This window comes from Nonomuraea monospora, from assembly GCF_039531895.1.
In the GTDB taxonomy this organism is placed as follows: Bacteria; Actinomycetota; Actinomycetes; order Streptosporangiales; family Streptosporangiaceae; genus Nonomuraea; species Nonomuraea monospora.
The window spans coordinates 112,519-138,908 of the sequence record NZ_BAAAQX010000035.1; the positions used below are offsets into that span (position 1 = coordinate 112,519).

Sequence of the window (26,390 nt, forward strand, 5' to 3'; positions counted from 1 at the left end):
GTCGCGACGCCCCGCGATCAGCCCAGGCCCGCGACCTTCGCCCGCAACTCCTCGGTGTCGCGATGCCCCAGCTCCCGCATGATGGCCAGCGCCTGGCCCCACGCTTGCCCCGCCCCTGAACCGTCGCCGAGCACCAGCAGGCTGTCGCCGAGGTGGTGCAGGATGTACGCCTCGCCGTACCGGTCGTGCACCTGCCTGCAGAGGCAGAGCGCCTTCCGGAAACACGTGACGGCCACCTCGTGCTCGCCCAGGCCGTGATGGGCCCGGCCGGCGTTGTCCCACGCGCTGGCCTCGCCGTAGGGGTCCTGAAGGGTCTGGAACAGCCCGAGCGCCTGCTCGGCCAGAGACAGTGCCTCGCGGGAGTCGCCCAGCCTGAGCTGGTAGTTCGCCATGGTGTCGAGCGCCGTGGCCTGCCCCGTCCCGTGCCCGGCGCGCAGGAACAGGCGCAGCGCCCGCTCCACGGACGCGAGGGCGTCCAGCAGGTGCTCCTCCTCTTCGCGGACGTACGACAGATGGATGTGCGCGCGGGCCTCACCGACGGGGTCGCCGAGGTCGCGGAACGTCTCGATCGCCGCCGCGAAGTGCGTCGCGGCCTCCGCGTACCGGCTCAGGCGCGTGCAGGCCAGGCCGAGGTCCCGGCGCGTGCGGGCCTGCGCGCCCCGATCGCCCAGTCTCTCGGACGCGGCCAGCGCGACGCGCAGGGCGGCCAGCCAGTCGTGCCAGTGCCCCTGCCGGTCGAAGAAGTCGCCGCAGGCCTCGGTCAGCTGCCAGGCGTGCTCGTCGAACCCGTCGTCGGCGGCTCGGCGGACGGCCGCCAGCAGGTTGGCGTGCTCCCGGGTGAACCAGGCCATCGCCTGCTCGACGTCCCGCGGCCGGTGGAGGGTGACTCCGGCTCGGGGCCGGGGGAGCGCCGGCGGCTCCCGGCCGGGCAACAGCAGCAGCGCGGCCTCATAGGCGGTGTGCAGGTAGTGGTCGAGGGTCCGGTGCAGGGCTCGGGCGCGTTCTTCGTCGCCGTCCTCGTCCGCGGACAACTGGGTGGCGTACGCGCGCAGCAGGTCGTGGCAGCGGAACCGTTCCGTCGCGTCCCGGACGAGCAGGCTCGCCCGCGCCAGCTCGGCGAGGAGGCCCGCGGCGTCCGCCTCGGCCAGGCCCGCCAGCGAGGCCGCCGCCGCGACACCCAGCTCGGGGCCGGGATGCACGCCGAGCAGCCGGAACAGCGCGCCCGCGCCGGCCGGCAACGCCTGGTACGACCAGGAGAAGACCGCGGAGATGTCCGTGTCGCCGCCGTCCCCCGTCGTCAGCGCCCGCAGGCGGTCCCGCTCCAGGCCCAGCTCGCCGGCGAGCACCTTGAGCGGCACCTCCGGCCGCATCACGGCACGGGCGGCGACGATGCACACCGCCAGCGGCAGCCCCGCGCAGCACGCCAGCAGCTCCCGCGCGGCCCCCGCCTCGGCCCCGGCCCGCCCCTCACCGAGGAACCCGACCAGCAGCCGGTGCGCCTCGGCGGCGGTCAGCAGGTCGAGCCGCAGGTACGCGGCCCGATGGCGGGCGATCAGGCCGCCCAGCTCCCGCCGGCTCGTGACGAGGACCAGGCAGGTGGGCGAACCGGGCAGCAGATGCCGAATCTGGTCGGTGTCGCGCGCGTTGTCCAGGACGAGCAGGCTGCGCCTGCCCTCCAGCAGGCAGCGGAACCGGGCGACCTGCGCGTCGAAGCCGGACGGGATCTCCCGGTCGGGAACGCCGAGACAGGACAGCAGCCCGCGGATCGCCTCAGGCGCGGCCATGGGGGCGTCCGGGCCGAACCCCCGCAGATCCACGTAGAACAGGCCGCCGGGGAAGCGGTCCACGTGCTGCCTGGCCCAGTGCACCGCGAGCGTGGTCTTGCCGATGCCGGCGCTGCCGCCGATCAGCGCGACGACCGCGGCGCCCTGGCCGCAGGAGACCTGGTCGAGCAGCACCGTCAGCGCGGCCAGCTCATGATGGCGGCCCACGAAACGCCCGGCCGCGGCGGGCAGGTGCACAGCCGGAGGCTCGGGTCCGGGCGCGTTCTCCCGCATGGCCGCCTTGGCGGTTGCCCACCGGCCTCGCCAGGCGTCCACGTCGCCGTCGAGCCAGGCCACCCACGCCTTCACCGTGCCCCAGCTCGGCAGGATCCGGCCGTTGAACGCCTGCGAGAGCGTGGTGCGTCCGGTGCCGGTGCCGTTCGCGAGCCGCTGGAAGGTCGGATCGCCGGCCTCCTGCCGTAACGCCTGCAACCCCCTGGCGAAGTCGGCGAGCGCGGGATGCGGGGCGGGACTGCCGCCATCGGTCATCTTGTGCTGATCCTCGTCTCGTGTTCCGCGCGTGTTCGGAGCTTGTTCAGGTGGCTTGCGGTGCCGAGGCGCGGAACACGACAGTGGAGCCGAGGGCCACGATGGGGCCGCGACATTCGAAACCCGACATGTTCGCGCCCATTGATGGAGATATTCGGCGCGTTAATCAATGAATCGCCGTCATTATGCCGCGCGGGCCTTCCCTAACCGCATCGTAGCGGCTCCCGCTTTGAGCGGCGACTCAGTCGCGAACTCCCGGGAGGGCACCCGGAAAGGGCGGCCACGACGGCAATGCCTGGCGACCTCCGGCGTTTCCGCGCGATCGAAAATCGGTCGAACATCGGCAGGGAGAAATGGACGTCCAACAACAAACCAGACCCCGAATGGCTCGACGTACGAAAAGGGTCCGGGCGCGGCTGACGGTCATCGGTGTGCTGATCCTCGTGGTCCTCCTGGTGACTGTCAGCGCCTTGGCGGTGGTGCGGTCCATCGCGCCGTCCAAACAGGACCTGCTGGTCAGGGCGGGCCTTCAGGGCAAGGCGCGGCTCACCATCGGCGTCAGGGACGACCTCCCCGGCATCGCCCTGTGCGCGGTCACCTGCGCGGGATTCGACATCGACATCGCGTACGCGGTCGCACGCGAGCTGGGCTTCCCTCCTGGCAAGGTGGATCTGGTCCCGATCGAAATAGAACACCGGGACGACAGGCAGGCCAAGAAAGACGGCGGCTACATCACCGTGGATCTCGTGGTGGCCAGCTACAGCATCACCGAACAGCGGATCAAGGAAGGCGTACGGTTCTCCTCCGCCTATCTGGAGACGACCCAGGCCGTGCTCACCCGATCCGACTTCGACGGCACGCTGGAGAGCATGGCCGCCCTGAGGGGCAAGAAGGTGTGCACGCTGGGCGCGTCCACAGCGGAAGGCCCACTCCGCGAGCTGGGCATCATCCCGATGGGCCGCTTCCGCATCAGCGACTGCGTGCGACTTCTGAAAGCCGGTGAATACGACGCGGTGCAGAGCGACGCGGCCATCCTCGCCGGCTTCGTCGCGCAGGACCCGGACGCGCTGCGCATCCACGACATCACCCTGGACCCGGCGGAGCGGTGGGGCATCCACACGGGCCCGAACGAGGCGATGCACACGCTGGTCGAGCTGGCCCTGCACCGCATCACCACCAGCGGTGAATGGCGCAACCTGTACGCCGAGCACCTCGCGCCCGCCGAGCTGGTCCTGGGGCAGCGGCAACAGGTCGCCATCGCCGACCCGCCCACCGTCCCCCGCCCGGAGATCCGTGAATGGTAACCGGCGACCCACCCTCACCCCCGCCTGCGCCCCCTCCTGTGCCCTCGCCTGCGTCCTTGCCCGCGGCCGAGCCTCAGGACCGGCAGTGGCATATCGCCCTGCTGCCCGCCATCCCGTCACTGCTCCTCATGCTGCGCATCTGGTACTTCAGCCACGAAAGCGTGGACAACGCGCAACTCATCGTCCAGCACATCAACCCGATCGGGCTCATCACCGCCCTCCTCCTCACGGTGCTGTGGCTGCTCCCGGCGGCGACCCTGGGCTTCCGCCTGGCCGGATCACTGCTGCGCCTCAGCGTGGACGAACCACTCAGATTCCGGGTGGCGCGGCTCAGCACGCACATCCCGGGCTGGGTCCTCGGCGCAAGCATGATCGTCGCCGCGCTCACCTGGGAGATCCAGTTCCTGCCCATCCTGCTGTCGATCGTGCTCATCCTCGCCACCGTCGAACTGCAACTGAGATTCCCCACCCAGGAGGGCCTCGTCGCCACCTGCACATCACTGGCCGGCGCGGGCGCCATCGTCGTGTTCTACGTGTTCACCTGGCCGCTGGCCCAGGAGGCGATGGCACGCCAGGACGTCATGGTCATCCTGCTCGGCCTCCTCCCACCCCTCGCCCTCCTGGTGAACGGCCCCCTGCCGAGCCGCGTCGCCCCCTGGACCACCACCGCCGTCGCCTCCCTGCTCGCCCTGAGCCTGGCCGCCATCGTGGTGCTGGAGTTCGTCCGCATCCCCATCCTTCCCGTCATGGCGGTGGAGGTCGGCGACGGAGACGGGGCGGCGACCGGCCGGCAGGTGCTCAGCGGCTACGTCATCACCATGGACGAGCAGATGACGACCTTCCTCGACCTCAGAGGGGCGCTGCACTTCGTGACCAACGACTCCATCGTCTCCAAAACCCTGTGCCGGGACTACTCGCGCGCCCCTTACACGGATCTCGCCATCCGTGGGCACCGCCTGGAGCAGTCCGTTCTGGAAACGAGCGGGCCGGACGGCCTCAGCCGGGCCGTCGACCAACGCTGCTACGGGCGCACGCGTTAACGGGCGTCCCGAGCCGGGCGGTCGGCCATCCTTGCTTCGGGCGCACGCGGCAACGGACGTCCTGAGCGGTCGGCCGATCAGCGTTGCGTTGCTACGAGCGCACCCGATCACAGGTGGCCTGAGCCAAGCAGTGAACCAGCGCGCTGCCAGCTCGCCCTGTCCTTCATGCTGCGGGCGCTCCCCGGCAGAAGCGCTCTCCAACCACTCCTGGCCTGCGCCGCCTACGACGTGGCCAGATGGCCCTTCTACCGACGCTACGAGCACTACCTGCTGGGCCGCGTCATCAACGCAACCCTGGCCACGTAGCGGCTGGAACTCTTCGAAGACTCCCGTCTCTCCCGCCTCACCGACCGATCCGTCCGCCTCGCCGGCCTCGACCCCCAAGCCGGGCCCGGGGCCAAGACCCGATCCCTCGCGCACACACGTGCCCCGCCCGCCACCCGGTGACGGTGCACCGAGTTCCCCGGCCATGCCCAGGACCAAGCGCGATCGACTCAAGGCCTGCCAGCGGCTGCGGCACGAAGCGCCACTACTGCGCCGGCTGACGGCCGGATACCTGCGCTGGCTGCTCAAGCCCTTCTTCGACGCGGGCGCCACCGTACGGGACGTACTGCACGGCCTGGACGTCCGGCCCGACGCCAGCCCCTGGACCTACACCTGGTCGAGAGCCAGCGAGATCCGCCACCCCCCAGGCTGGATGCGCCACCGCCTGTCCGCATGGATCGGGCCCGACGGCCAGGTACTGCCGCTGCCGTCCCAGCAAGCCGCGCTGATCACCGCACAGCTACGGGCCCAGCAGGAAATCCGCCGCCGCCAGTGGACAGCACAGGCAGTGGCGGCGGGCGCAGCGCGTTCGTCCCCACTGCGGCCCAGCCGCAGCGAAGAGCGGCCTGCACAGCCCGCGGCGCGGGTCCCGGTCGACGCCGGTCGCGGACGCCGGACGGCACAGTCGGGGACGGAGGCTGCCGGCACTACCTGTGGCAAGCCGTCGCTGCCTCACACGGACGGTGTGCAAATGCTTCGCGAGGTGCTGGCTCGATCCTCATGGCCTGGAGCTGGTCCCGGTCAAGCACCACGACCGGATGAGTCGCTGTGCGACGGCGGCGGGATCACGCACTTGTTCGGCCGATGGCACGGCTGGCCAGCAATCGCTCCGGCTGTTCGCAGGACGACGTGCGATCGCCGGGACTCACCACGGCCCCGCTGCCCAGGGCGATCGCGACCGGTCAGCGAACGGGCACGAGGTCGGCCTCGACCTGCACCTCGGGCAGGCCGGTGTTGGTCACGATCGTGAGCTCGCTGCGATGTCGTCTTCCCGGTTGCCACTGGCCGCCGACCAGCGGCACCAGCGCCACATTGGGCGTCGGCCCGGCGCTCCAGTCAAGCGTGCCGGCGATGGTGTCCAGTCGTGTACGGCCGATGGCCGCGGCCACCGAGCGCCCGTCGGCGGGATCATCGGCCGTGGCCAGAGCGTGCGCGGCCACCTCCAGCAACGCGTGGGCGAGCCCCAGCGGCTGCAGCCATCGGTTGCCGGTGCGCTGTTCGTAGGCGTCGGCGAGCTGCGCGGGCGTCGCGCCGGTCAGGCCCGAGCGGAACGGGTGGCGCGGCGACCAGTAGACCAGCGTTGCCACGGCCGCCTGACTGAGCGCGCTGTCCTGGTCCGTGCACGGGTAGGCGAGCCAGCGTGAGGAGGTGAGCAGACGGGGCCGCAGCCCGTGCCCGGCAGCCTGCTGGTAGAAGAGCGTGAGGTCGGCCTCGGTCGCGGCGCTGGTGATGACCTCGGTGTCCGCGCGCAGAAAATGCCCGATGTGCTCCTCGAAACCTGCGGCGGGCTCGTGGTAGCCGCCCGGGTCGTCGACGAGGTGCCCGCGCGCCCGAGCGCGCGGCAGGAAGCCGTATTCGGGGTGACGCAACAGCCGTCCCTGCAGATCGTCGTTCCACAGGCAACCCACCTGCGGGCGTGGGGCGTAACGCTGCCACAGCTCGGCGAAGACGTCCGCGATGTCGTCGAGGCCCCAGGCGAAGTGATGGGTCCAGGTGAAAGGCCGTGACGGGTCGCCGCCGCGACCGTACACGAAACCCTGCCAGGGGAACGCCGTGGAAAGACACGGCACCCCCAGTTCCTCACAGGCATCGGCCACCGCGGGCAGCACCTGGGTGCCCGCCAGCGTTGATCGCTTCCGCCGGTGGGGTGGAGGCGCTGTCGCGGGTGCTGGCCCCGCTGCCCGCCGACCTGCCCGCCACCGTGCTGGTCGCCCTGCATCAGGATCCGGCCAATCCCGCCGGGCGGCTGATGGCCATCCTGGCACGCCGGAGCGCGATTCCGTCTTCCTGACCGTCCATGGTGAACACGTCCTCCTCGGCGACGAAGTGGCCAAGACCGGCCTGTACGGTGCCGACCGCGGCAGAGCGTGCCCCATGCTCGGCATGGCCGCAGCCAAGGCGGCCGTTTCGGCCTTGCCCGAGGTCACGCGCACCTCGATCGGATCGGCCGGCAGCACGGTGATGGCGTACCGCGGGCCGGCAGCCTCCACACTCTCGGGGCCGCCGACGGACCAGCGCGAGGTCACGGCGAACAACACGCCCGCCGCGAGCAGGCAGACGGCCATCAGGGACCGCGCGCGCTTCATCGCTCCACCTCCACAGTGAACGACCGGGTCGCGAGCCGGCCTCCGGTGGCGTACTGGGCCCAGGCCAGGTAGCGGCCCGGTTGCGGGAGAGTGAGCGTGAAGCGCAGCGCGGAAGCGCCGGCCGCCGTCCCATGCGCGTGCGCCAGGTGGACTCCGTCCTCGCTGCGGACGATCAGGTGGCCGGGCATGCCCAGCCACGGCTGGATCGGTCCCTCCGGGTTGATCTCGATGGTCACCGGGCTTCCGGCGGCCGGCGCGGCCGGGGCGAGGCGGGGCATGGCAGTCTCCTGGAACGGGGCGTCTGGCTGGGCCGCACCGGAAACCTCGAAGGCGCCGGAGAGGAGTTGCCCGCCCGACTGCTGGCGCTCGATCTCGGCGTAGGCGAGGTAGCGCCCTGGTTGCGGGACGCGCAGCCGTACCGCCAGCACACCCGGCGCTGTCCGCAACGGGTGCACGTGCCGGAAAACCGCACCACCCTGGCTGGTGACGACCAGATGCGCGGGGGCCTCGTGGTGGACGGCGAGATCGTCCAGCGGCCGACCGGTCGCACCGTCAGTGAGCCGCAGGATCAGCGTGAACTCCGTGCCTGTGGCCGGCCGGGCGGGCAGCGTCGAGAACCGGCTCTGCGCGTACGGCCGGCCGAACTCGGCGACGGGCGCGGCGCCCTCCGGCTGGGCGGCGGGCAGGTAGGGCGCCAGCAGCATCACGGCGACCGCGGCCGCCGCGGCGGCGCTCGCGCCGCCCACGATCAGCCGGGGCATGCTGTTGGCGAGCGCACCGCCCACCAACAGCAGACCGGCCACCAGGAAGGCGCCGTCCATCACCATCGTCCAGGGGGCGCTGGAGGGCACCAGCACCCGGAACGGGATCAGCGAAACCTCGTCGCCGGCACGAACGCGCAGCTCGTGCGGGCCGGCGTGGCGGGCCTGCAACGCGGCGGCGTTCTGCCCGACGCTCACCGAACCCGTCGACCTGCTCCCGTCGGTCAGCGAGCGCAGCTCCAGCTCCAACTCCAGGCTCGTGGGGTGGACGGCCTGCGCGCTCACCCGCAGCGGCGCCGGCACCTGCGAGACCCCCGCGATGACGAGCGTGACCTCGCCCGCTCCGAAGGTCTGCGTCACCCGCAGCTCCGCTCCGGCCTCGACGACATGCGCCCGGGCCGGAGCGGTCATGGACAGCAGCACAAGGAACGCGACGGCGAAGACGCGGATCATGCCCGAGGCGAGGGCGTAGCATGGCGTTCATTGATCAACTTCATGATGAAAACGCTAGCCCTGGGCTCTTGTGCATCGCCTCCGTCACGTGACTGGTGTGACCCCGTACGCACATCAGTCACCTGACGGAGGCGGTGGTCATCGCGGTCTTCATAGGGTCCCGGCCATGACCAGACGACCTGAACCCTATTCGGCGACCGTCATGGCGATCCTGGCCGCGGCCTTCTGCGCCTGGGCGCTTCTCACCGACTCGCCGCGGGACTGGCCGATGAACGAGTTCCTGCTCGTCTTCGTCTTCGTCTTCGGTTTCGGCGCGCTCTACTTCTTCGCCGCCGGCTCAAGGCTGCTGAGCGGGAGGAGAAAGTCCAGTTGCCGGCCAAGTAGCACGGATGGTGGGCCGTACCGTCGGCCACCTCCACCGCCCCGTTGCCTTGGCGTCTGCCGGGTGTGTAAGCCGCGTCACCCCTCGCGCCTGTCACGCCGACCGGTGCTCGCCCGTCCGGGTGTATGACGACCCTCCAGTGACCAAGGACGATCATGGTTGCAGTTGACGAGAACTCTCCGACCGATGCCGGGCGGCCCGCCCGCCAGCTACGTCGGCGGCGCTGGCCCCGCTGGGTGGCGGTGGTGGTCGCGCTGATGGTGGCCGCGGTGTTGTTCGGGGCATATGGCTGGCAACCGACCGAAGCCGGGCGCAATTTCCGCTCACCGTATCTGGCGAGCGTCGGCTCCCGCTACGTCGACACCCCGCTCGCCCGTTTCCATTACATCCAGGCCGGATCCGGCGCTCCGGTGGTGTTGCTGTCGCCCGGCGGCACCTCGGTGATCGGCTGGAAGGACCAGTTCACCGCGCTCTCCCGCGACCACACCGTCTACGTGGTCGACCTCCCCGGCCAGGGCTACACCCAGCTCCACGACCGCGACTTCCGCTTCGACCTGAACGCCATGACCAAGGCCGTCGGCACGTTCATGGACGCCGTCGGCGTGCCGCGCGCCGCCCTGGCGGGCAACTCCTGGAGCGGCGGCTGGGCCCTGGCCTTCGCCCAACGCCACCCCGACCGCGTCACCAGACTCGCCCTGCTCGACGCGACCGGCCTGGACCTGCCCGGCACCCTGATGTGGGAGTCCCTGAAGATCCCCGCCTTCGGCGAGCTGGCCACCAAGCTGTCCACCGGCAAGCCGACCGTGCGCAGCTTGGCCGAGGGCATGATGGTCAACAAGGACCGCGTCACCGACCAGCTCCTGGACGAGTGGTGGGCGCCGATGACCTTCCACGACAACATCCGCGCCACCTACCTGCTGGAACGCCGCCTGGACTGGGCCCTGACCGAACGCGCGCTCCCCACCACCGCAACCCCGACCCTGATCCTGTGGGGCAAGCAGGACACCATCCAGCCCGTCGACCGCGCCCACCTCTTCGCCGCCCTGCTCCCCGACGCCCAGCTCCAGATCCTCAACGGCTGCGGCCACGCCCCCCAACTGGACTGCCCCGAACCCGTCAACCACCACCTCCAGATGTTCTTCGCCGCATGATCCCAGTGCTCGTCCAACTCGCGGTGGCGATCGCGCTCGGAGTCACCAGCATGCGGCAGATCGCCCTGCCGGGCCACCAGGAGCAGCAAGCCGCCCTCGTACTCCACCGTGCGGCGAGCGCTCGAGCCCGTCGCGGCGGCACTGCGGCAGGTGATCGCCGCGACCGCCGCCTGGCGGCATGGACCCGGTCACCGAGGGTGCGCGGCGGTTGACAACCGTCCTGGTCCGCCCTGGCGATGCATGAACCGCGCTTCTGGGAAGCGGCTCGACGGCTCCTCGAGCAGCGACGATGATCGTCCCAAGAGATGCTCGTCGAAGAACGCGAGCGAGTAGGCGTTGATGATGTCGTGTGCTCGCTGAGCGTCGATCGTCCCGTTCAGGCCAAGTCGCGGTGTGACCGGTGACCAGACCGGGGCGTCGGTGAAGTCGACGTGGAACAACCCGGGGACCTCCACGTAATAGCCGGCGCTCGGCAGGCGCTGGTACACGTCGGTCATGGTCTCGATGGTCCCGGAGATCTCCTCCTCCGGCCAGCCGCCGCTGCGCTGCCGTTCGAGACGGAAGGTCTCGGTATCGCGGGTCATGAACATGACTGGCTGCCGCAAGCCCGCCCTGACGACGTTGGCTGTCATTTGGACGTCCATGATGAAGCACGCCTTGAGGCGCTGGTCGTTCGCGCACGCCTCGGCGCCGGTCGCGCCGCCCCACGAGATGCCGAAGACGCCGGCGCGCTCAAGGTCGAGGCGGCGGGTCAGGATGCCGGCGGGGTCGGCCTCGTTCAGCCCCGTGAGCCGGTCGAGCGCGAAGCTGACGTCCTGCGCGAAGTACGGGACGATGCCGTCGGGAAGCGCCTTCCCCTGGAGCGTCGGCGCGTCGGCCCGCGGCGTCCAGCTCTGGCTGATCAGCGGATAGATCTCGTCCCTGGGCCGCCCTGGGATCTCTCGCCCGTCGGGGAAGCGTGTCATGGCGGCGGCGCCCGGCTGGTCGAGCCCGACGACCACGTAGCCGTGCGAGACCAGCTCCTGGATCTGGAAGGTGCTCGCGGCGCGGAACCCGCCGAGCCCGGTGAGGGAGAACACCGGCCAGGCCGAGCGCGCTGAGCAGGGCGTCGGCCTGCTGCGCCGGGAGTGCGCTCACCCGGTCGAGAACCGGGCGGAGCAGCAGATGCAGGGCGGCGAAGGGCAGCTCGGCCTCCGATTCCACGCCTGTGACGCGAAGCACATGCGCCTGTGTGGTGGCGGCGGCGTAGTCCAGCAGGGCCCACTTGCCGATGCCCGCCTCGCCGCGCACGACCAGCGCGCCGGGACGGCTCTCGAGCACGTTGAGCAACATCTGATCGACAACGGCCTGCTCCGCCGTCCGGCCGTACAGCATGGCACTCCCTTTCCGGTCCTGTCATCGTCGGATCAGTGTGGCCCTCAACCACCCACACGGGCACGCCGGGCTTCGCGACGCGCCGATCGCCAAGACCACGGACAGCAGGCGGTTACCGAGCGCAGCTCCAACTCCAGTTCCACGCTCGTGGGTGACGGCCCGCGCGCTCACCCGCGAGACCCGGAGATGACGCGCGTGACCTCGCCCGCTCCGGTCAGCTCGAACTCGGCAGTCACCGGCTTGGTCACGTAGCCGTCCACGTCCGACAACTTGCGGCGCAGCTTGGAGAGCCCCGGTACGCGTCCGGGCGGGGACGTCGGTCATGATGTCGCTGAGTTTCCGGTTCGCGGGATGGTGTTCGTCTCAGCAGTCCGACGAGACAGCCGCTCGGGATGTGACGCATTCCGCCGACACCCCGTCCCGGTTCGGGTGGTCAGGTCCACCGGGACGTGCGGGCGGGTGCCATGCCGATCACCGGGTACGGGGATGGGCCCGATCTCCAGACGGTCGAGGACCTCGGGCGCGCACCTCGCCTTCCCGGTCGGGATCCCCGATCACCACGGCGCCTCCGGGGGCGAGTCGCGCCACCGCCTTCTGTACGCCTTGCCGGCCGGAAATCCGTCCCGCCCACGGCAGCGCCGCGACCGCCTCGGTCACCGCCCGTCCCGGGTCGGACGGCCAGCGGTGCACCAGGCGGGTGAGCAGGTCGGACTCCAGGTTCACGCGATCGCCGGCCGACAGCTCCGACAGCGCGGTGGCCTGCGGCGTCGCGGGGATCAGCGCCACCGAGAACCGGTCGCGGCATCCACGGCGCCCTGGACGAGGTGGCCGCCCAGCGGGGCGCCCAGCGCCAACGGCCCTTCCACGCTGACCCGCGTGCCCGGCTGGATCTGGTCGAGGGTCGATCTGCGGCGGGTCTCGGCCGTAAGCCTGGCTTCCAGCACGTCCGCCTCGTGCTCAGTCCGGACGACGCTCAGCCCGACGCCGTTCAGGCAGATCGAACCCAGTGCGCTCGCGGCGATTTCGGACGCTCTGACCGCGATACGAGCCTGGCCGACGGCCACCACCGTTCCGGCTTCCTGGATGTGCCCGGTGAACATCCGGCACCCACCTCTCGACAGCAAGGACGTTCCTCGCCGCGCGAAGGAGCAGGGCCCGAGAGGTGGCGGGGTGTCACCGCGTGGCCCGGAATCACACCGAGTCGTCCCGCCGCGCTCAGCGGAACCGGCGTGCCAACCTCATCCATCCTGCGGCTTCGCGTTGTCGAGCTGACCCTCTGGGGTCACGTGTTCGATCTTGAAACCGGTGAACCCGTACACGACGCTGAGCAGTGGGCTGGCGATGTTGAAGAAGCAGAACGGCAGGTAGGCCAGCGTCGGCACGCCCAGCACCGCGCCCAGGAACGCGCCGCAGGAGTTCCACGGCACCAGCGGTGAGGTGACCGTGCCGCTGTCGGCGGCCAGCCGCGACAAGTTCGTCGGCGCCAGGCCGCGCTTGGCGAACTCGACCCGAAACAGCCGCGCAGGCAACACCAGCGCGATGTACTGGTCACCGGCGACGATGTTGAGCCCGAACGCGCTGGCGAACACCGCCACGAACAACCGGCCGGTGCTCTTGGCCGCCCGGACCATCGGCTCGATCAGCCGGTTGAGCAGCCCGAACTCCTCCAGCAGCGTACCGAACGTGACCGCGCCGATGATCAGCCACAGGGTCGGCAGCATGCTGTCCATCCCACCGCGGGACAGCAGCCGGTCCACATCCGCAAGACCGGAGGTCTTCTCGTACCCGTTCGCCATCGCCCGCCAGACCGCCTTGATCCCAGCCACGACCGGATTGAGCGCGGGCTCGCCGACGAACGCGCGGATCACCGCAGGCTGGGTGAAAATCCCCAGGAGCCCGGCGAAGATCGCCGCCGCCATCAGCGCGAGCGTCGCCGCCACCTTACGCGCCGACAGCACCACCAGCAGCAGCAGCGGCAGCAGGTTCAGCGGAGTGATCCAATAGATGTCGCCCAGAGCGGTCAGTTCACTGCCGGTGTCGCCCAGGTCGGTCGCGACCGGCCCCCACAGCAGCCCGATCAGCAGGAACAGCACGAAGGCGATCACGAACGCCGGGATCGACGTCCAGGCCTGCCGCTTGACGTGCTCGTACACGTTGACCCTGACCATCTGCGCGGTCAGTACCGTGGTCTCCGACAACGGCGACAGCTTGTCCCCCAGGTACGCGCCCGAGACCACCGCCCCGGCGGTGATCGGCGCCGACACCCCCAGCATGGTCGCGATGCCGACCAGCCCGACACCGACCGTCGCGGCCGTGGTCCACGAACTGCCGATCGACATCGCCACGACGCCGCAGATCAGCGCGGTGGCCGCGTAGTACCAGCCCGGCGACAGCACCTGCATCCCGTAGTAGACCAGGGTCGGGATCGTCCCGGACATGTTCCAGGTGCCGATCAGCGCGCCCACCGCCAGCAGGATGAAAACGGCGCTGGTGATCGACGACAGCGCACGCTGCCCGCTGGCCTCGACCTCCTCCCAGCGGTGCCCGTTCTTCAGCACCACCAGCATCGCGACCAGCGCGCACAACACGAGCGCGACCTGGATCGGCCCGTCGAGTGCGGTCAGGCCGAACAACGCCAGCGACCCACCGATCAGCACCACCAGCGCGCCCAGCACGATCACCAGATCGGCCAGCGACGGCGGGCGAACCGACCTGCCCCTGTCCTGCTGCGTATCGCCTTCCGTGCTGTCGCTCATCGCCTCGTCGGCGTCGTACCCGCCGTGCCCGCCTCTCGCCGTCCACCGGTCTCACCGGGCGATGCGCTTTCGGATCGCGTCCGCTTCGGCAGCGCCCCTTCCCGGACGGCCAGGCACACGTCTGCTCCCGGTGCTCCATAGCCGAAAACCGGCCACGATCGACACCGCACCGTCGCCCCCATGAGATCTCTGATCCGGCCCCTCACCACCCGAGGGAACCGCGAAGGCGACCTACCCCATCGGCTGTGACGACAGGGTTCGCGGCAGGTCAAGTTCGTTCTATCTCACCTGGCTCGGTGAGCGCGCCGCTGACGTCGGCGGCCGCGGTGAGCGTGACGTTCCCGCCGCGCAGCGCGGTGGTCTTCGGGGCAGCGCTCATGCTGCCCGCCAGGCGGCGTCTTCGGTGCTGTACCGGATGACGTACGGGAGTCCGTCGCACTGGACCGTCGCACTGGACCGCCGCAGTGTCGTTGACGGTCTGGCTCGGCGGGCCGTACCAGCAGTTGTGGCCGTCGGGAACGGCGGCGGATGCCGGGGTGGCCAGGCCCAGGGATGCGATGGAGAAGGCGGCTGCGACCAGGGCCAGGAGGATGCGGGATAAATGGCGATACCACAGATTCACACGCATCGCTGGATGCTCTCACGGGACATCAGCGTCGACAATGGGTGAGCCCGGGACCCGGGAGGTGGGCGGGGGCCCGCACTCGAAGACAGCGCTACCGACCCCACCGTGCCCTCACCACCGCAGACGTCCGCTACAGCCTGCACCCGCTACCACCACGCCCCGACGCGGGGGGATCGCCGCCGAGGACGTGCCATGGTCATGACGCCGATCTCCGCTCCCGCGGCGGTCCCGAGGCAACGTCGCCGGCGCCCGCACCGCCACGACCCGGTCGCACCAGCTCGGCTCGCTGAACTGTGCGCCGCCGAACGCACCGCCGCCTCCGCGCCGGGATGTCACCCGGCTCGTACGCCGCGCACGTCGTCGTCGCGGCCACCCGCACCGACCCGCGCTCCGGCATGCCCACGACCACGTCCACCTGGTGGACACCCTCGCCCGCCAGGACGGACGAATCCCCGATATGCACCGCGACTGCCACACGCGTTAAGATCATTCCAGGCACGGCCGTGCTTGACCTCCTTCACGGCCGGCCGGTGGATCGTCGGCCCTCCCATGCCGCTGACCAGGACTGACGTCCCGCAGTGGGACATCTCTGACGGATAGGACCAAGACCCGGTGGTAGTCGGGTCTTGTGAGGTGGACCAGGCGTTGATGGCCGCCCCGGTACGTGCGAGGGTCGTCAGCGACGGAGGAGGCTGAGCGATGAGATCGTTCACGGGAAAGATGGCCGTCGTCACCGGAGGCGGCGCCGGGATGGGACGCGAACTGGTCGTTCAGCTGGCCGCCGAAGGCTGTTCGGTCGCCGTGTGCGACGTCGACGAGGCCGGGCTGTCCGTCACCGCCGACCGAGCCGCCAAGGCCGCACCCGGCGGCGGCGATGTGCGGGTCACCACCCACCACTGCGACGTGTCGGACGAGACTCAGGTGACGAGGTTCCGCGACGAAGTGGTCGAGCGGCACCAGACCGGCCACATCAACCTGCTGTTCAACAACGCCGGCATCGGCGGCGGCGCCAGCTTCGTCACCAGCTCGCGAGCCGAGTGGGAGCGTACTTTCGACGTCTGCTGGGGCGGGGTGTACAACTGCACGCGTGCGTTCATGCCGCTCCTGATCGCCAGTGATGAGGGATGCCTGGTCAACACCAGCAGTGTCAACGGGTTCTGGGCGGCCGGCCCCGGTCTGCCGATGAGCGCGTACAGTGCCGCCAAGTTCGCCGTGAAGGGCTTCTCCGAGGCGATGCTGACGGACCTGCGGATCAACGCGCCGCACGTACGAGTCGCGCTGGTGATGCCGGGGCACGTCGGCACGGAGATCGTGATCAACTCCCGCCGGATCCACGGCCACTCCGAGCCTGACGACATGACCGCCGAGGAGCTCGCGGACGCCCGTGAGCGCGCCGCCGTCGTCGCGGGCGTTCCCGCCGACCGGTTGAGCGATGAGAAGGTTCGGGCTGCGGTCAAGAGCATGGGTGAGTGGTTTCGCGACACCGCGCCGCTGTCGGCCGCCGACGCCGCGACCGTCATCCTTGATGGCGTACGCGCCGGCACGTGGCGCATCCTGGTCGGTGACGACGCCCGCGCGCTCGACGCGGCGATGCGTGCCGACCCGCTGGACCTGTACCGGCCCGACAGCCCGACCCTGGCGGCCGTGTTTCCCGCCATGCGCCGTCGCGAGGAGTGACTCGGATTCGGCAAGCCGGTCACCGGGCGGCGCCGGACATTTCCGGCATCGTGCCACGCTGAGGGACGCTCGTGTGGACGGCCGCTGGCGGGTCAGTTCCCGAAGTGGCGTTCTGGTCCTCGCTGATCGAGCACCAGGCCACCCGCAACCAGCTGTCTACCGCGTTCTGGACCGAGCCCCTGATCGGCTCAAGGAAAGCTCGAAGATTCCGAGAAGAGAGGAGGCGTGACAGTGCGAGGCCAGCTCCTAGGGGGGCGTTACCGGTTGATGCGACAACTCGGCGAGGGCGGCATGGGGCAAGTATGGGAGGCACAGGACGAGACCCTGGACCGGCCCGTCGCGGTGAAGGTGATCTCCCTGCTCGCCGGCGGCGGAAGCCGCGGCGACGAAGCACGCGCCAGGTTCCTGCGCGAGGCACGGATCACCGCCCGGCTGCAGCACCCCAACATCGTCACCGTCCACGACCTCGGGGAGACCGGCACCGGGGACAACAGGGTCCCGTTCCTGGTGATGGAGCTGGTCCGAGGCGAGGGCCTGGACGCGATGCTGCGCGGGGGAGCCATCACCTTGCCGGACGTGGCCCGATGGGGGGCGCAGATCTGTGACGCACTCGCTGACGCGCACGACGCCGGAATCATGCACCGGGACATCAAGCCGTCCAACATCCTCATCACGCCGTCCGGCATCGTGAAGGTCCTCGATTTCGGCGTCGCGCGGGCAGCCGACCCCTACGCAACCGCCGACCGGCTCACCCGGACCGGCCTCATCCTGGGCACACCCCCCTACATGGCCCCTGAACAAGCCCGCGGCTTCCCGGAACCGCGCAGCGACCTGTACGCGCTCGGCTGCCTCCTCTTCGAGCTGATCACGGGTCAGTTGCCGTTCCAAGCCCCCGACACCATGGGCTACCTGTCGGCTCACCTCACCCAGGAACCGCCCACACCCAGTTCGGTGGCCCAGGCCATCCCACCCGTCTGGGACGACCTCGTGCTCACTCTGCTGCGCAAGGACCCCCACCAGCGGTACTGGAACGCCGCCGGCCTCGCCCAGGCGCTACGCCGACTCGACCACGCACCCGCGCCCGTGCCCAACGCGCCCACCTTGCGTCTTACCAGCACGGACATCCCTGTACGACCCGAGCCGGGAGAGTACCTCCTCGCCACCAGCATCGGCGGGAACGGAACGCTGCGGTTGTGGGACATCGCCACCGGCCGCCCCGTCACCCAGCCCCTGACCGGCCACACCGGCGCCGTGTTCCGTATGGCGTTCTCGCCCGACGGCCGCCTCCTCGCCACCGGCAGCATGGACACAACCGTGCGGCTGTGGAACATCGCCACCGGCCTGCCCGTCGGCGAACCCCTGACCGGCCACACCGACACCGTGGAAGATGTGGCGTTCTCGCCCGACGGCCGCCTCCTCGCCACCAGCAGCATGGACACAACCGTGCGGCTGTGGGACCCCGCCACCGGCCAGCCCGTCGGCGAACCCCTGACCGGCCACACCGAGTGCGTGGCGGGGGTGGCGTTCTCTCCCGACGGCCGGCTTCTCGCCTCCGGCAGCTTGGACACAACGGTGCGGCTGTGGGACCCCGCCACCGGCCAGCCCGTCGGCGAACCCCTGACCGGCCACACCGGCCACGTGCTGAGGCTGGCGTTCTCGCCCGACGGCCGCCTCCTCGCCACCAGCAGCAGGGACTGGACGGCGCGGTTATGGGACCCCGCCACCGGCCAGCCCGTCGGCAAGCCCCTGACCGGCCACACCAACATCGTCTGGGACGTGGCCTTCTCCCCCGACAACTCTCTGCTGGCCACCAACAGCGAGGACAACACGGTATTGCTGTGGGACATCGCCACCGGCCAGCTCATCGGCCAGCCCCTGACCGCCCCCGCCAACGGCGACGTCACCGCGATGCGCTCCCTCGACGGACCCCTGCTGGCCGTCAGCATCGGCGAGGACGGAACGGTGCGGTTGTGGGACCCCGCCACCGGCCAGCCCTTTGGTCAGCCCCTGACCACCCGCGCCCACCCGCCGGTGGGCGTGCTGCTCTCTCCGCGCATCAGACACCGCACGCGGTCTTAGCTTGTTCTTCATCCTCCGGATCGTTGTACTGAGTGCGAGTTGATCGTTTTGCGGACAGCAAGACGGCCTTGAGTGATCATGTGCGGTGTCGAGTCGCTGCTGATCACTACAAGGCCGTGAGGGTGAGTCTGCTGAACGATGCCGCCCGCGTCGAGTCCTTGAGGGTGTTGTCCCGATTTCGGAACGACGTCTATGCCTGCCTCAAGGCGCGAGCCGATGCGTTGTTCGAGCTGCCTGATGCGCTCGCCGGTGGGTTTGACCTTGTCGCCGGAGTACCGGCGCGAGCATGGCGCCTTGTACGGCGGGCTCGATCACGGCCGGATCGACGTGGAACAGCTGCAAAAGGTGCTGGCCGGGCCGCCGTTGCCGCGCTGGCCGGACGGACGGATCGTGCTGGCGGTGGATGTGTCTTCGTGGCTGCGCTCGGACGCGGCCGATGATGCCACCGCGTCACCGCCGCCCAGCTCCGGGGAGTCATCGAGCGGCTGATCGCCGGCGGTCACCGGCGCGCGGGGGACCCGGACGTGCTCATCGTGACCGACGCCGGCTACGACATCATCCGCCTGGCCTACGTGCTGCGCGATCTGCCCGTCGAACTACTCGGGCGCATCCGCTCCGACCGAGTGCTGCACCGCCCGGCATCCTCGCGCGAGGAATTCCTGCGAGCCCATCCCGGTGGTGGACGCCCGCCCAAGAAGACCTTCTCGCCATCGGCGAGGGTGGCCACGCCCACAATCCCCCAAGAGAAGCCGCCCTGCCGTTCCTCAACCTCTCCACCGGGGACCCCAGGCGCCGTTCGACTTCGTCTCTGAGCGCGGGAGGAGCCTCCGTCCACGCCCGCCGTGCCGTTCGCATGTCTCCCAGTCAACCAGCGATCCCCACCGCCGATCGAGCCGTTTACGACGCGTCCTTGTCCGCCGGCGCGTACCGGCGCCCAGGTCCGGAGCGTCTCCCTTCTTCTCTACATCTCTTGCGCGTGTCGAATCGCTCGCCAGGGCGAGTCACCCCCGGAGTTGTCCGGGATAGCAACGTCCGCCTTCAGGGAAACCGCCGGGACGCTTCGGCGGCGTCAGGCGGCCCCGGCGGTCACGGGGACGCGGGCCAGGAACGGCAGGACCACGGCGGCCATCTCCTCGGGCACCTCCTCGGCCAGGTCGTGGCCGGCGTCGAAGACGTGACCGGTGACGTTGTCGGCCATGAACCGCATCTGCGACTCGTTGCGCTCGCCGATGAAGGCCGAACCGCCGAGCGCCAGCACTGGGATGTCCAGCTTGTGCCGTGAGGACTGCCGGTTCTGCTCGGCGTCGACGAGCATCGCCCGGTAGATCGAGAGCATCGCGCGGATGCCACCGGGCATGGAGTAGCAGCGCACGTACTCCTCGATCGCGTCCGGCGTCGCGCTGTCCGGCCGGCTGCGCTCGAACTTGATCATGTACGTGATCAGCTCCCGCTCGTGCCCGGCGATCAGCATCTCCGGCACGTCCGGCTGGAAGTAGAAGCCCAGATGCCACAGGTGCATGCCGCTGGAGACGTTCTCGGCGGTGAGCGCGGTGTGGTCCTCGAAGCCGAACCCGGGGAACAGCGCCTCGGCGAACACCAGGGAGGTGACGCGGCCGCGGTGCCGGGCGGCGAGCTGGTAGCCGATCACCGCCCCCCAGTCCTCGCCGATCACCGCGTAGCTCTCGTGGCCCAGAGCGCTCATCAGCTCGGCGATGTCGTCGCTCATCGTCGCGGAGTCGTATCCGCCCGCGGGCCGAGCGGAGTCACCGAGGCCGCGCAGGTCGGGAACGACCACGGTGTAGTGGGGCGTCAGCTTCGGGACGAGGTGACGCCAGTGGTAGCCGGTCTTCGGCACGCCGTGCAGCAGCACCACGGCCGGCCCGGAGCCGGCTGTGCGGTAGTGCAGGCTCGTCCCGTTGACGGCGGCGCGGCCGGTGCGGACGAGGTTTCCATCGTGGTCGAACATCATGGGGCACTCCAAATTATGGATCGCTTGATACAGATTTCGGGCGTAAAAAACTCAGTCGAGGGTGGCCAGCGCCACCTCCACGAGCGACTCGAGGGCACGGGCGTCCGGCGTGACCTTCGCCGAGACCAGCAGGCCGTTGAGGAAGGTGACGAGGAATGCGGCCAGCGTGTGCGGATCGTGCCGCGCCGCGATCTCGCCCCGTTCCGCCGCGACCCGCAGCACCTCGGCGATCGCGTCGCGGCTGGCGTCCTGCATGTCGCGCACGATGCGCCTGATCGAAGCGTGCTCCGGCAGGCGCTCGCACGCGGCGTTGACCGCCAGGCAGCCCCGGCCCTCCCGCTCGACGGCGAGGCGGACGCGCCCGGCCAGCATCGTACGGATCGCCGACCGGGCGTCCGCCCCCTCTTGCAGGTCGCGCAGGGCGGCCGCCGCGAGCGTGGTGCGGTAGTGCTCCAGCGCTGCCCGGTAGAGGCCGTCCTTGTCGCCGAACGCCGCGTACAGGGAGCCCTGCCCGATGCCCAGAAGCTGGGTCAGGTCGCGCACGGCGGTCGCCTCGTAGCCGCGCGTCCAGAACAGCTCCATCGCGCGGCTCACCGCCGCCTCCGTGTCGAACTCCCGGGTCCTTGCCATGACCCCTACCGTAGCTTATCTGGATCGCACGTTCAACAATGCCCGCTCCGCGTCACTTTCCGGCCGTCAGCCGGCTCCCGCCCGGGGGTTCTGAGAGGTCAGCCCGACAGTGTGGTGATCCAATCCTGCGTGTACGGATCCTGCTGGTGCGGATCGCTGTTGCGGAGCAGCGTGATCAGTTCCGGGTGGTCGCCGAGCGCCTCATGCGACTCGTTGGACTCGTCGCCGTCGAGCATGGCGCTGAAGGCTTCTTCGTCTTGCTCATCGGTGGTCAGGTCCTGGAGCAGGATGTCCGCCTGCGGCTCGTCGGCCGGGGTGGCGGGTGCTTGGGACAGAGGAGTGAGGTATTCGGTGGTCTGGTACTTCTGGGCGTCGCCCTTCTGCTGGGTGAGCGTCTGGATGAAGGCCTGTTTGGCAGCGGGGCTGCCGAGGGGGTTCGATGCGAGGGTTGTGAACACCTTGGTCAAGATGTCGTCTGTGGTCAGAGCCTCCAGCATGGGCCAGTACAACACCTTGCCATGTGAGACGTAGTCCTTCCGGTCGATGATGCCGGCGGCGCACGAGGTCAGTACCAGCCAGCATTTGAAGCAGCATTGCTTGGAGATGCCCAGCTTGCCGCCTGAATGGGTCTTGGACAGCAGAAACGCCTGCATCTCCGCGTGCACCTCCACTGGCTGGCCCTGGTTGTTGCGTATCGGTTCCGCATAGGCGACGGCTCCCATGCGGCCCTCGGTCCGCTCCAGGTCTCTGAGGTAGGCGATCGCCTTGCGCAGCCGCGCGTCGAAGCGTTCGAGCGCGACCTTGGAGGGCGGGTAGGTCATCGTCTGCTGGGCCTGCACCCACTTGGCCAGGATCAGCGTGCGCCGCTGCCGGGCTTCTTGCCCCTCGGCGCGCGCGGCCGACAGCAGCATCTCCAGATCTTGCGCCATCTGGGCGTCGGGTTTGTTGGCGAAGACCCCGATGCTCCGCCCCCTGCGCAGCACCGACACGCATTTGCGGTCCTTGCCGATCATCGACAGCACCCAGCCCAGGCGATCGTGGGCGCGCTGCTCGGCGTAGCCGGGATCGGTGCGCTGCGCCTTCGCCTGCTTCGAGTTCCTGATCGTGGTGAGCCAATGCTGACGTAACTCCGCCAGGAGAGCCGTGGCCCGCTGGCTGCCGTCCTTCCGCTGAGCCGCCTCCTTCGCCGGAGCCGCCGACGGCGGGGGAAGCTTGCTCAACTGCGGTGGCGCCTGCAACGGCAGCCCGCTGACCCGGTAGAACGCCAGACGTGCGGTGAACTCCGGCCCCTCGGCCGGGGTGAGGCTCTTTTCGATCTGTGCGGCCACGCCGGGGATCGTGCCCTCTTTGGTCGCGGTCAGTTCGGCGAGGATGTGCGCTGGGTGCGTCTCCATCAGATGCAGGGCCTTGCCGGCGATCCTCCACATGACCTCATCGGTCAGCGGAATCCGTTCGCGTAGCGTCAGCGGCAGGTCGGGCACGACCTTGGCGATCTGCGCCACCCACTGCTCCACGTGCTGGCGGTTCGGCGACAAGGGGTCGTCCAACGCCTGTTTCAGCACCGTCGGGTTCTGCTTCACGGCGTTGATCAGGTCGTCGAAGGTCGCGACGTTGCCCGGGAGTGTGATGGCCGCCTTGGGAAGTTTGACGTCATCGACGGTGATGGCGGCGAACTTCTCGATCTGCTGCCGTTTGGTGATCGTCAACGGTGGTGGCCCGGGCGGAGGCTGCGGGCTCTTGTTCGGCGTCACGGGAGGTGGCGCTGTGTCCGGGTATTCCTGCAGCGCCTGGTCGAACGCTCTCTTTTCGTCGTCCGACTGCAGGGCATCACGAACCCGTTCGCCCGGACTGCGCCTTTCGGTCGCGCCCAGCGCGGTCAGCTCGGCCAGCATGTGAGCCGGCTGCGTTGCCGTCAGGTTCAGCGCCTTGCCGATGATCTGCCATGCGATCGTGTTCTTCAGGGGAACCATCAGCGCGATGGACACGGGCGATGACTTGTATGCGTCCGCAGTGATCCTTTTCACCAAGGCTGCCACGGCGTTTGCCTGCGGCGAGGAGGAGAAGGTGAGCCCCAGGGTCAGCGCGGACCGCAGCGCCGGAGTCGCCAAGGCTGCCGCGGTGTCCAGGCTGCTCAGGCTGTTGACGTCCGCAAGGTAGGCTTGCAGTTCGCTCTTGCTCGCAGGTATGACCGAATCGCTCTTCCTCGCAGAGTTGCCCACAGATTTGCTTCGCACCTGTGTTCCGCCGTGGTGCCGCCTTTTCATCCCACACCTCCCAGGTAGCCTGATGCGTTCGCTCCATGGTGGTGGCCGCCTGACCGAAGGGCACCTGGTGCCGCGGTGACATTGTCGGGGTCCGACCAGCACGAGCCTCGACACGGACGCGTCATCGACGGGTCACGCCGCATGCCGTGGACGCCCGTCCGGCTTGGCGGATCTCAGCCTTGTGCCCGTCCCCGTGCAGTCGCCGTGACCGGCGTCGCACGCAGCTGAGGGAGGACCGGGATGCCGCTGGCGGTGAAGCCGGACGTGATGGTGCCGTTGGCGACGCCCCCCGCTCGGGGCAGCGGGCGGGGGCGCCCTCACCCCCTCGCCCGTCCTGCCCGCCGACCTGGACCCGCACCGGACCGTCCTCGGTTTTCTGGGCTGATCCGGTGATGCTGGAGGCATGAGCCAAGACCGTACGAACCCCCCGGTCGCCCGCGTGGAGACGGTGCGGGACACCTGGCACGGCGTCACGCTCGACGACCCCTACCGGTGGATGGAAACGGACGGCGAGGAGTTCCACCGCTGGCTGGACGGGCAGGCCAGGCACGCCCGCGCGGCACTGGACGCCCTGCCGGGCGGAGCGGAGCCGCTGGCCGGGATCCGCGAGTTGAGCGGCGGGCTCGCCCAGCTCTCACGCCTCGCGATGGCCGGCGACCGCATCTTCTACCTGCTGGGGGAACCGGACGCGCGGGTGCCCGTGCTGATGGTGCGCGAGCCCGGCGGGACGAGCAGGGCCCGTTCGACCCGGACACCGTGCCCGGCGAGACGCACCACGCTCTCGACTGGTACGTGCCCTCCTTTGGCGCAATCGACTCCCACACTTGGGCCGGTTACTGCGGTGGATCCGCTACGCGGTGCGGTCGCCCATCCGGAGCTGGCGGGCGATGGCTCGCAGGCTGTGCCCGGCAGCCTTCAACTCGTGGATTCGGGCGTGTTCGGCGCGGGTGCGCCCGGCGAACCGCGTCGAGCCCTGGCGGGCGGTGGGTGGGGTCAGCGGCGCTGCCGATGCTCGTTCGGGTTGCCCGGGCCCATCGTCCGGAGGGTGTGATAGGCAGGGGCGGTGTCGGGTGACTGACCGTTCCGCCGCCTGAACCAGGTTGTGCCACAGGCGCCGTCGACGCGTTCGAGGCACCGCGCAAGCCGCACACCGCCCGGCAGGCCCAGCAGGCGTACGCGCTCGGCAAGGTCTTCCACCACGCGCCGGCCCCGCTGCGGCTCCTGCGCGACCTGATCGCCGACCGCACACCGTCGTCGGCAGCTCCTCACCCGGCGATCATCGCCCAGATCGGCCCTCATCGACAACGCGGAGGCCCGCTTCATGGCAATCCGGTACGGGAAGCGCAATGATCGCGGACAGGGCCGGGCTGACGGCACGAGGAACTTTCTCGACGAGGCAAAGGGGTGCGAGGGCGCGGCGCTGGTCCGCCGGGGTGTTGGGCAGCCATGTCGATGTTGCTTCCTGAAGGGGCCGAGGCACCCCGACCGTGATCGATGGGATTCCCCGGCCCTCTTGGGCTATCTCGCTGACCGCAACGCGCTCAGCAGCAGGGGCAGCGACCGATGGAGCTCCCGCTCCCAGTACGCCGGCGAATGCGTGCCCCTGTAGAGGTCGGTGGTCACCCGGACCCCGACCCGCTCCAGCCGCTTGGCCAGTGAGCGGTTCAGCACGTTGTCGAACGCCTCGATCTCGTCGGGCTTCGCTCCGGCCTCGTCCAGCGGTCCGGGACGCCCGTCACCACAGCTCAGGAACACCGGGACGGGCTGCAGCCGCCGAGCCAGCGCGTACGGGTCGTGGCGTCCCCAGATCGCGCGCTGGGCGACGGGATCGCCCCAGAGCCCGCGGTACTCTGGCGCCTCCTTGAACGCCTCCCGCCACCGGCGCACGTGCTCGGGATGCAGCAGGTGGACCGGCCCGCTGTAGCTGGCCGCCGCCCGGAACAGCCCGGGATGCCGAGCGGCGTAGACCAGAGCCCCGTAGCCGCCCATGGACAGGCCCGCGACGACCCGCCGCGTCCCTGCGCCGTAGTCGCGTTCGAGAATGCGGCGCATCTCGGTCAGGTGGAACGTCTCCCATGCCGGTGGCCCATACGCCCCTGCGTTCCACCAGTTCGTGTAGTAGCCGGCGAAGCCGCCCTCCGGCATCACCACCAGCACGTCGCGCAACTCGGCGAGCCGTTCGACGTCGCTGTCCCTGGTCCAGGTCTCGTGCGAGCCGCCCAGGCCGTGCAGCAGGTAGAGCGCCGGCCAGCGGTCACGGGGGCCGCGCCGCTCCCAGCCGTCCGGGGTGAGGAGCCGTACTTTCGCGGTCTTGCCGAGGGCGGGCGAGTGGATGGTCAGGTCGACGACGCGGGGCCGTCCCCGCTGTTCGTCGACGACGTGCGCGCGGGCCGGCGCGGCGAGCGCGACTGATCCGGGCCCGACGGTGGCACCGAGCGCCAGCAGGGCGGCGAGGAGGATCGATACCGTCCTCCGTCCGCCGCGGGATCTCAATAAGCGAGTCATGGCAAACAGCGTCGGCCGCCACCGTCGTGCGCGGCATCGGGTACGGCCCCTGGCCGCACCCCGGTCGCACCCCCGACTTATCGTCAGGCGAAACATCCGTCCCGTTCCTGGATGTCACGCTGGAGCCCGGGGTCCGGCGAGCACACCCTGCTTTTCGACCGGGGACGAGTCGCCGAGATGGGCCTTCTTCGCCGTGGCGGCTTGTATGCGGAGATGTACCGCTTACAGGCGTCGTCGTACCGATGACCGGACCCGCCTCCGAGACCGGGCCCGAGCAACTCCACCCCACCATGCACTCCGCACCTCCGATCTTGCATCCCGCCTCGCGCCCGGCATGCCGCGTCCTGGAACGACCTAGAAGTCCATGTCGCCGCCGCCCGGCATGGCCGGGGCGGCAGGGGTCTTCTCGGGCTTCTCCGCGATGACGGCCTCGGTGGTGAGGAACAGCGCCGCGATGGAGGCGGCGTTCTGCAGCGCC

At 69.9% G+C, this 26,390-nt stretch carries 23 protein-coding genes; 11 read left to right on the plus strand and 12 right to left on the minus strand.

The window, feature by feature from the left end:
* Nucleotides 1-17: 17 nt before the first annotated feature.
* Entirely contained in the window at nucleotides 18-2,312 is a 2,295-nt protein-coding gene (locus ABD331_RS45800) for an ATP-binding protein (RefSeq protein ID WP_344490071.1), read from the minus strand.
* A 431-nt stretch (nucleotides 2,313-2,743) separates the two neighbouring features.
* Here ABD331_RS45800 and ABD331_RS45805 point away from each other — a divergent pair, with 431 nt between their 5' ends.
* The 3 genes from ABD331_RS45805 to ABD331_RS45815 all read left to right on the plus strand — a co-directional run bounded on the left by ABD331_RS45805 (nucleotide 2,744) and on the right by ABD331_RS45815 (nucleotide 4,962).
* Nucleotides 2,744-3,616: a transporter substrate-binding domain-containing protein gene (locus tag ABD331_RS45805; RefSeq protein ID WP_344490075.1), complete on the plus strand. Its 873-nt coding sequence runs from the start codon at nucleotides 2,744-2,746 to the stop codon at nucleotides 3,614-3,616.
* Between the two features lie 56 nt (nucleotides 3,617-3,672).
* Nucleotides 3,673-4,656, plus strand: a complete 984-nt coding sequence (locus ABD331_RS45810; protein ID WP_344490078.1) for a hypothetical protein — start codon at nucleotides 3,673-3,675, stop codon at nucleotides 4,654-4,656.
* 165 nt (nucleotides 4,657-4,821) lie between these two features.
* Entirely contained in the window at nucleotides 4,822-4,962 is a 141-nt protein-coding gene (locus ABD331_RS45815) for a hypothetical protein (protein ID WP_344490081.1), read from the plus strand.
* A 920-nt stretch (nucleotides 4,963-5,882) separates the two neighbouring features.
* On the opposite strand, the gene ABD331_RS45820 is transcribed toward ABD331_RS45815, so the two are convergent.
* Nucleotides 5,883-6,809, minus strand: a complete 927-nt coding sequence (locus ABD331_RS45820; RefSeq protein WP_344490084.1) for an ABC transporter substrate-binding protein — start codon at nucleotides 6,807-6,809, stop codon at nucleotides 5,883-5,885.
* A gap of 17 nt (nucleotides 6,810-6,826) precedes the next feature.
* On the opposite strand from ABD331_RS45820, the gene ABD331_RS45825 reads away from it, so the two are divergent.
* Both ABD331_RS45825 and ABD331_RS45830 read left to right on the plus strand, forming a co-directional pair.
* Nucleotides 6,827-6,991, plus strand: coding sequence for a chemotaxis protein CheB (locus ABD331_RS45825; RefSeq protein WP_344490087.1), 165 nt, complete (start codon nucleotides 6,827-6,829; stop codon nucleotides 6,989-6,991).
* A gap of 83 nt (nucleotides 6,992-7,074) precedes the next feature.
* Entirely contained in the window at nucleotides 7,075-7,305 is a 231-nt protein-coding gene (locus ABD331_RS45830; RefSeq protein WP_344490090.1) for a hypothetical protein, read from the plus strand.
* Here ABD331_RS45830 and ABD331_RS45835 read toward each other — a convergent pair.
* A complete protein-coding gene (locus ABD331_RS45835) occupies nucleotides 7,283-8,500 on the minus strand; it encodes a hypothetical protein (RefSeq protein ID WP_344490093.1) in 1,218 nt (405 codons plus the stop codon). The genes ABD331_RS45830 and ABD331_RS45835 overlap by 23 nt on opposite strands.
* Before the next feature lie 537 nt (nucleotides 8,501-9,037).
* On the opposite strand from ABD331_RS45835, the gene ABD331_RS45840 reads away from it, so the two are divergent.
* Nucleotides 9,038-10,033, plus strand: a complete 996-nt coding sequence (locus ABD331_RS45840; RefSeq protein ID WP_344490096.1) for an alpha/beta fold hydrolase — start codon at nucleotides 9,038-9,040, stop codon at nucleotides 10,031-10,033.
* Between the two features lie 188 nt (nucleotides 10,034-10,221).
* Here ABD331_RS45840 and ABD331_RS45845 read toward each other — a convergent pair whose 3' ends face one another.
* From ABD331_RS45845 to ABD331_RS45865, 5 genes are all read right to left on the minus strand, one after another.
* Nucleotides 10,222-11,112 carry an alpha/beta hydrolase family protein gene (locus ABD331_RS45845; RefSeq protein WP_344490099.1) on the minus strand — a complete coding sequence of 297 codons (891 nt, stop codon included), beginning with the start codon at nucleotides 11,110-11,112 and terminating at the stop codon, nucleotides 10,222-10,224.
* Between the two features lie 766 nt (nucleotides 11,113-11,878).
* Nucleotides 11,879-12,193, minus strand: coding sequence for a hypothetical protein (locus tag ABD331_RS45850; protein ID WP_344490103.1), 315 nt, complete (start codon nucleotides 12,191-12,193; stop codon nucleotides 11,879-11,881).
* Nucleotides 12,184-12,507 (minus strand): hypothetical protein, encoded by a 324-nt coding sequence (locus ABD331_RS45855; protein WP_344490106.1) that lies wholly within the window; start codon nucleotides 12,505-12,507, stop codon nucleotides 12,184-12,186. Before ABD331_RS45855 ends, ABD331_RS45850 begins: the two co-directional genes overlap by 10 nt.
* A 138-nt stretch (nucleotides 12,508-12,645) precedes the next feature.
* On the minus strand, nucleotides 12,646-14,163 hold the full coding sequence (gene nhaC / locus ABD331_RS45860; RefSeq protein WP_344490109.1) for a Na+/H+ antiporter NhaC: 1,518 nt from the start codon (nucleotides 14,161-14,163) through the stop codon (nucleotides 12,646-12,648).
* A 268-nt stretch (nucleotides 14,164-14,431) separates the two neighbouring features.
* On the minus strand, nucleotides 14,432-14,791 hold the full coding sequence (locus ABD331_RS45865; protein WP_344490112.1) for a hypothetical protein: 360 nt from the start codon (nucleotides 14,789-14,791) through the stop codon (nucleotides 14,432-14,434).
* A 696-nt stretch (nucleotides 14,792-15,487) separates the two neighbouring features.
* Between ABD331_RS45865 and ABD331_RS45870 the strand changes: the two genes are divergently transcribed.
* The 4 genes from ABD331_RS45870 (at nucleotide 15,488) to ABD331_RS45885 (ending at nucleotide 19,356) form a co-directional block, all read left to right on the plus strand.
* Complete coding sequence (locus ABD331_RS45870) at nucleotides 15,488-16,465, plus strand: SDR family NAD(P)-dependent oxidoreductase (RefSeq protein WP_344490115.1); 978 nt, start codon at nucleotides 15,488-15,490, stop codon at nucleotides 16,463-16,465.
* A gap of 225 nt (nucleotides 16,466-16,690) precedes the next feature.
* The gene (locus tag ABD331_RS45875; RefSeq protein WP_344490118.1) at nucleotides 16,691-18,544 is read left to right on the plus strand and encodes a WD40 repeat domain-containing serine/threonine protein kinase; all 1,854 of its coding nucleotides are present in this window, start codon (nucleotides 16,691-16,693) and stop codon (nucleotides 18,542-18,544) included.
* 237 nt (nucleotides 18,545-18,781) lie between these two features.
* The gene (locus tag ABD331_RS45880; protein WP_344490121.1) at nucleotides 18,782-19,033 is read left to right on the plus strand and encodes a transposase; all 252 of its coding nucleotides are present in this window, start codon (nucleotides 18,782-18,784) and stop codon (nucleotides 19,031-19,033) included.
* Nucleotides 19,033-19,356 carry a transposase gene (locus tag ABD331_RS45885; protein WP_344490143.1) on the plus strand — a complete coding sequence of 108 codons (324 nt, stop codon included), beginning with the start codon at nucleotides 19,033-19,035 and terminating at the stop codon, nucleotides 19,354-19,356. Before ABD331_RS45880 ends, ABD331_RS45885 begins: the two co-directional genes overlap by 1 nt.
* Before the next feature lie 257 nt (nucleotides 19,357-19,613).
* Here the strand turns inward: ABD331_RS45885 and ABD331_RS45890 are convergent, their stop codons facing one another.
* The 3 genes from ABD331_RS45890 to ABD331_RS45900 all read right to left on the minus strand — a co-directional run bounded on the left by ABD331_RS45890 (nucleotide 19,614) and on the right by ABD331_RS45900 (nucleotide 23,362).
* Nucleotides 19,614-20,513 (minus strand): alpha/beta fold hydrolase, encoded by a 900-nt coding sequence (locus ABD331_RS45890; RefSeq protein WP_344490124.1) that lies wholly within the window; start codon nucleotides 20,511-20,513, stop codon nucleotides 19,614-19,616.
* 51 nt (nucleotides 20,514-20,564) lie between these two features.
* A complete protein-coding gene (locus ABD331_RS45895; protein WP_344490127.1) occupies nucleotides 20,565-21,143 on the minus strand; it encodes a TetR/AcrR family transcriptional regulator in 579 nt (192 codons plus the stop codon).
* 98 nt (nucleotides 21,144-21,241) lie between these two features.
* The gene (locus ABD331_RS45900; RefSeq protein WP_344490130.1) at nucleotides 21,242-23,362 is read right to left on the minus strand and encodes a hypothetical protein; all 2,121 of its coding nucleotides are present in this window, start codon (nucleotides 23,360-23,362) and stop codon (nucleotides 21,242-21,244) included.
* 448 nt (nucleotides 23,363-23,810) lie between these two features.
* Here ABD331_RS45900 and ABD331_RS45905 point away from each other — a divergent pair, with 448 nt between their 5' ends.
* Nucleotides 23,811-24,458 (plus strand): hypothetical protein, encoded by a 648-nt coding sequence (locus tag ABD331_RS45905; RefSeq protein ID WP_344490133.1) that lies wholly within the window; start codon nucleotides 23,811-23,813, stop codon nucleotides 24,456-24,458.
* 467 nt (nucleotides 24,459-24,925) lie between these two features.
* Here the strand turns inward: ABD331_RS45905 and ABD331_RS45910 are convergent, their stop codons facing one another.
* Nucleotides 24,926-25,912, minus strand: a complete 987-nt coding sequence (locus tag ABD331_RS45910) for an alpha/beta hydrolase (protein WP_344490136.1) — start codon at nucleotides 25,910-25,912, stop codon at nucleotides 24,926-24,928.
* Nucleotides 25,913-26,390: the final 478 nt, after the last annotated feature.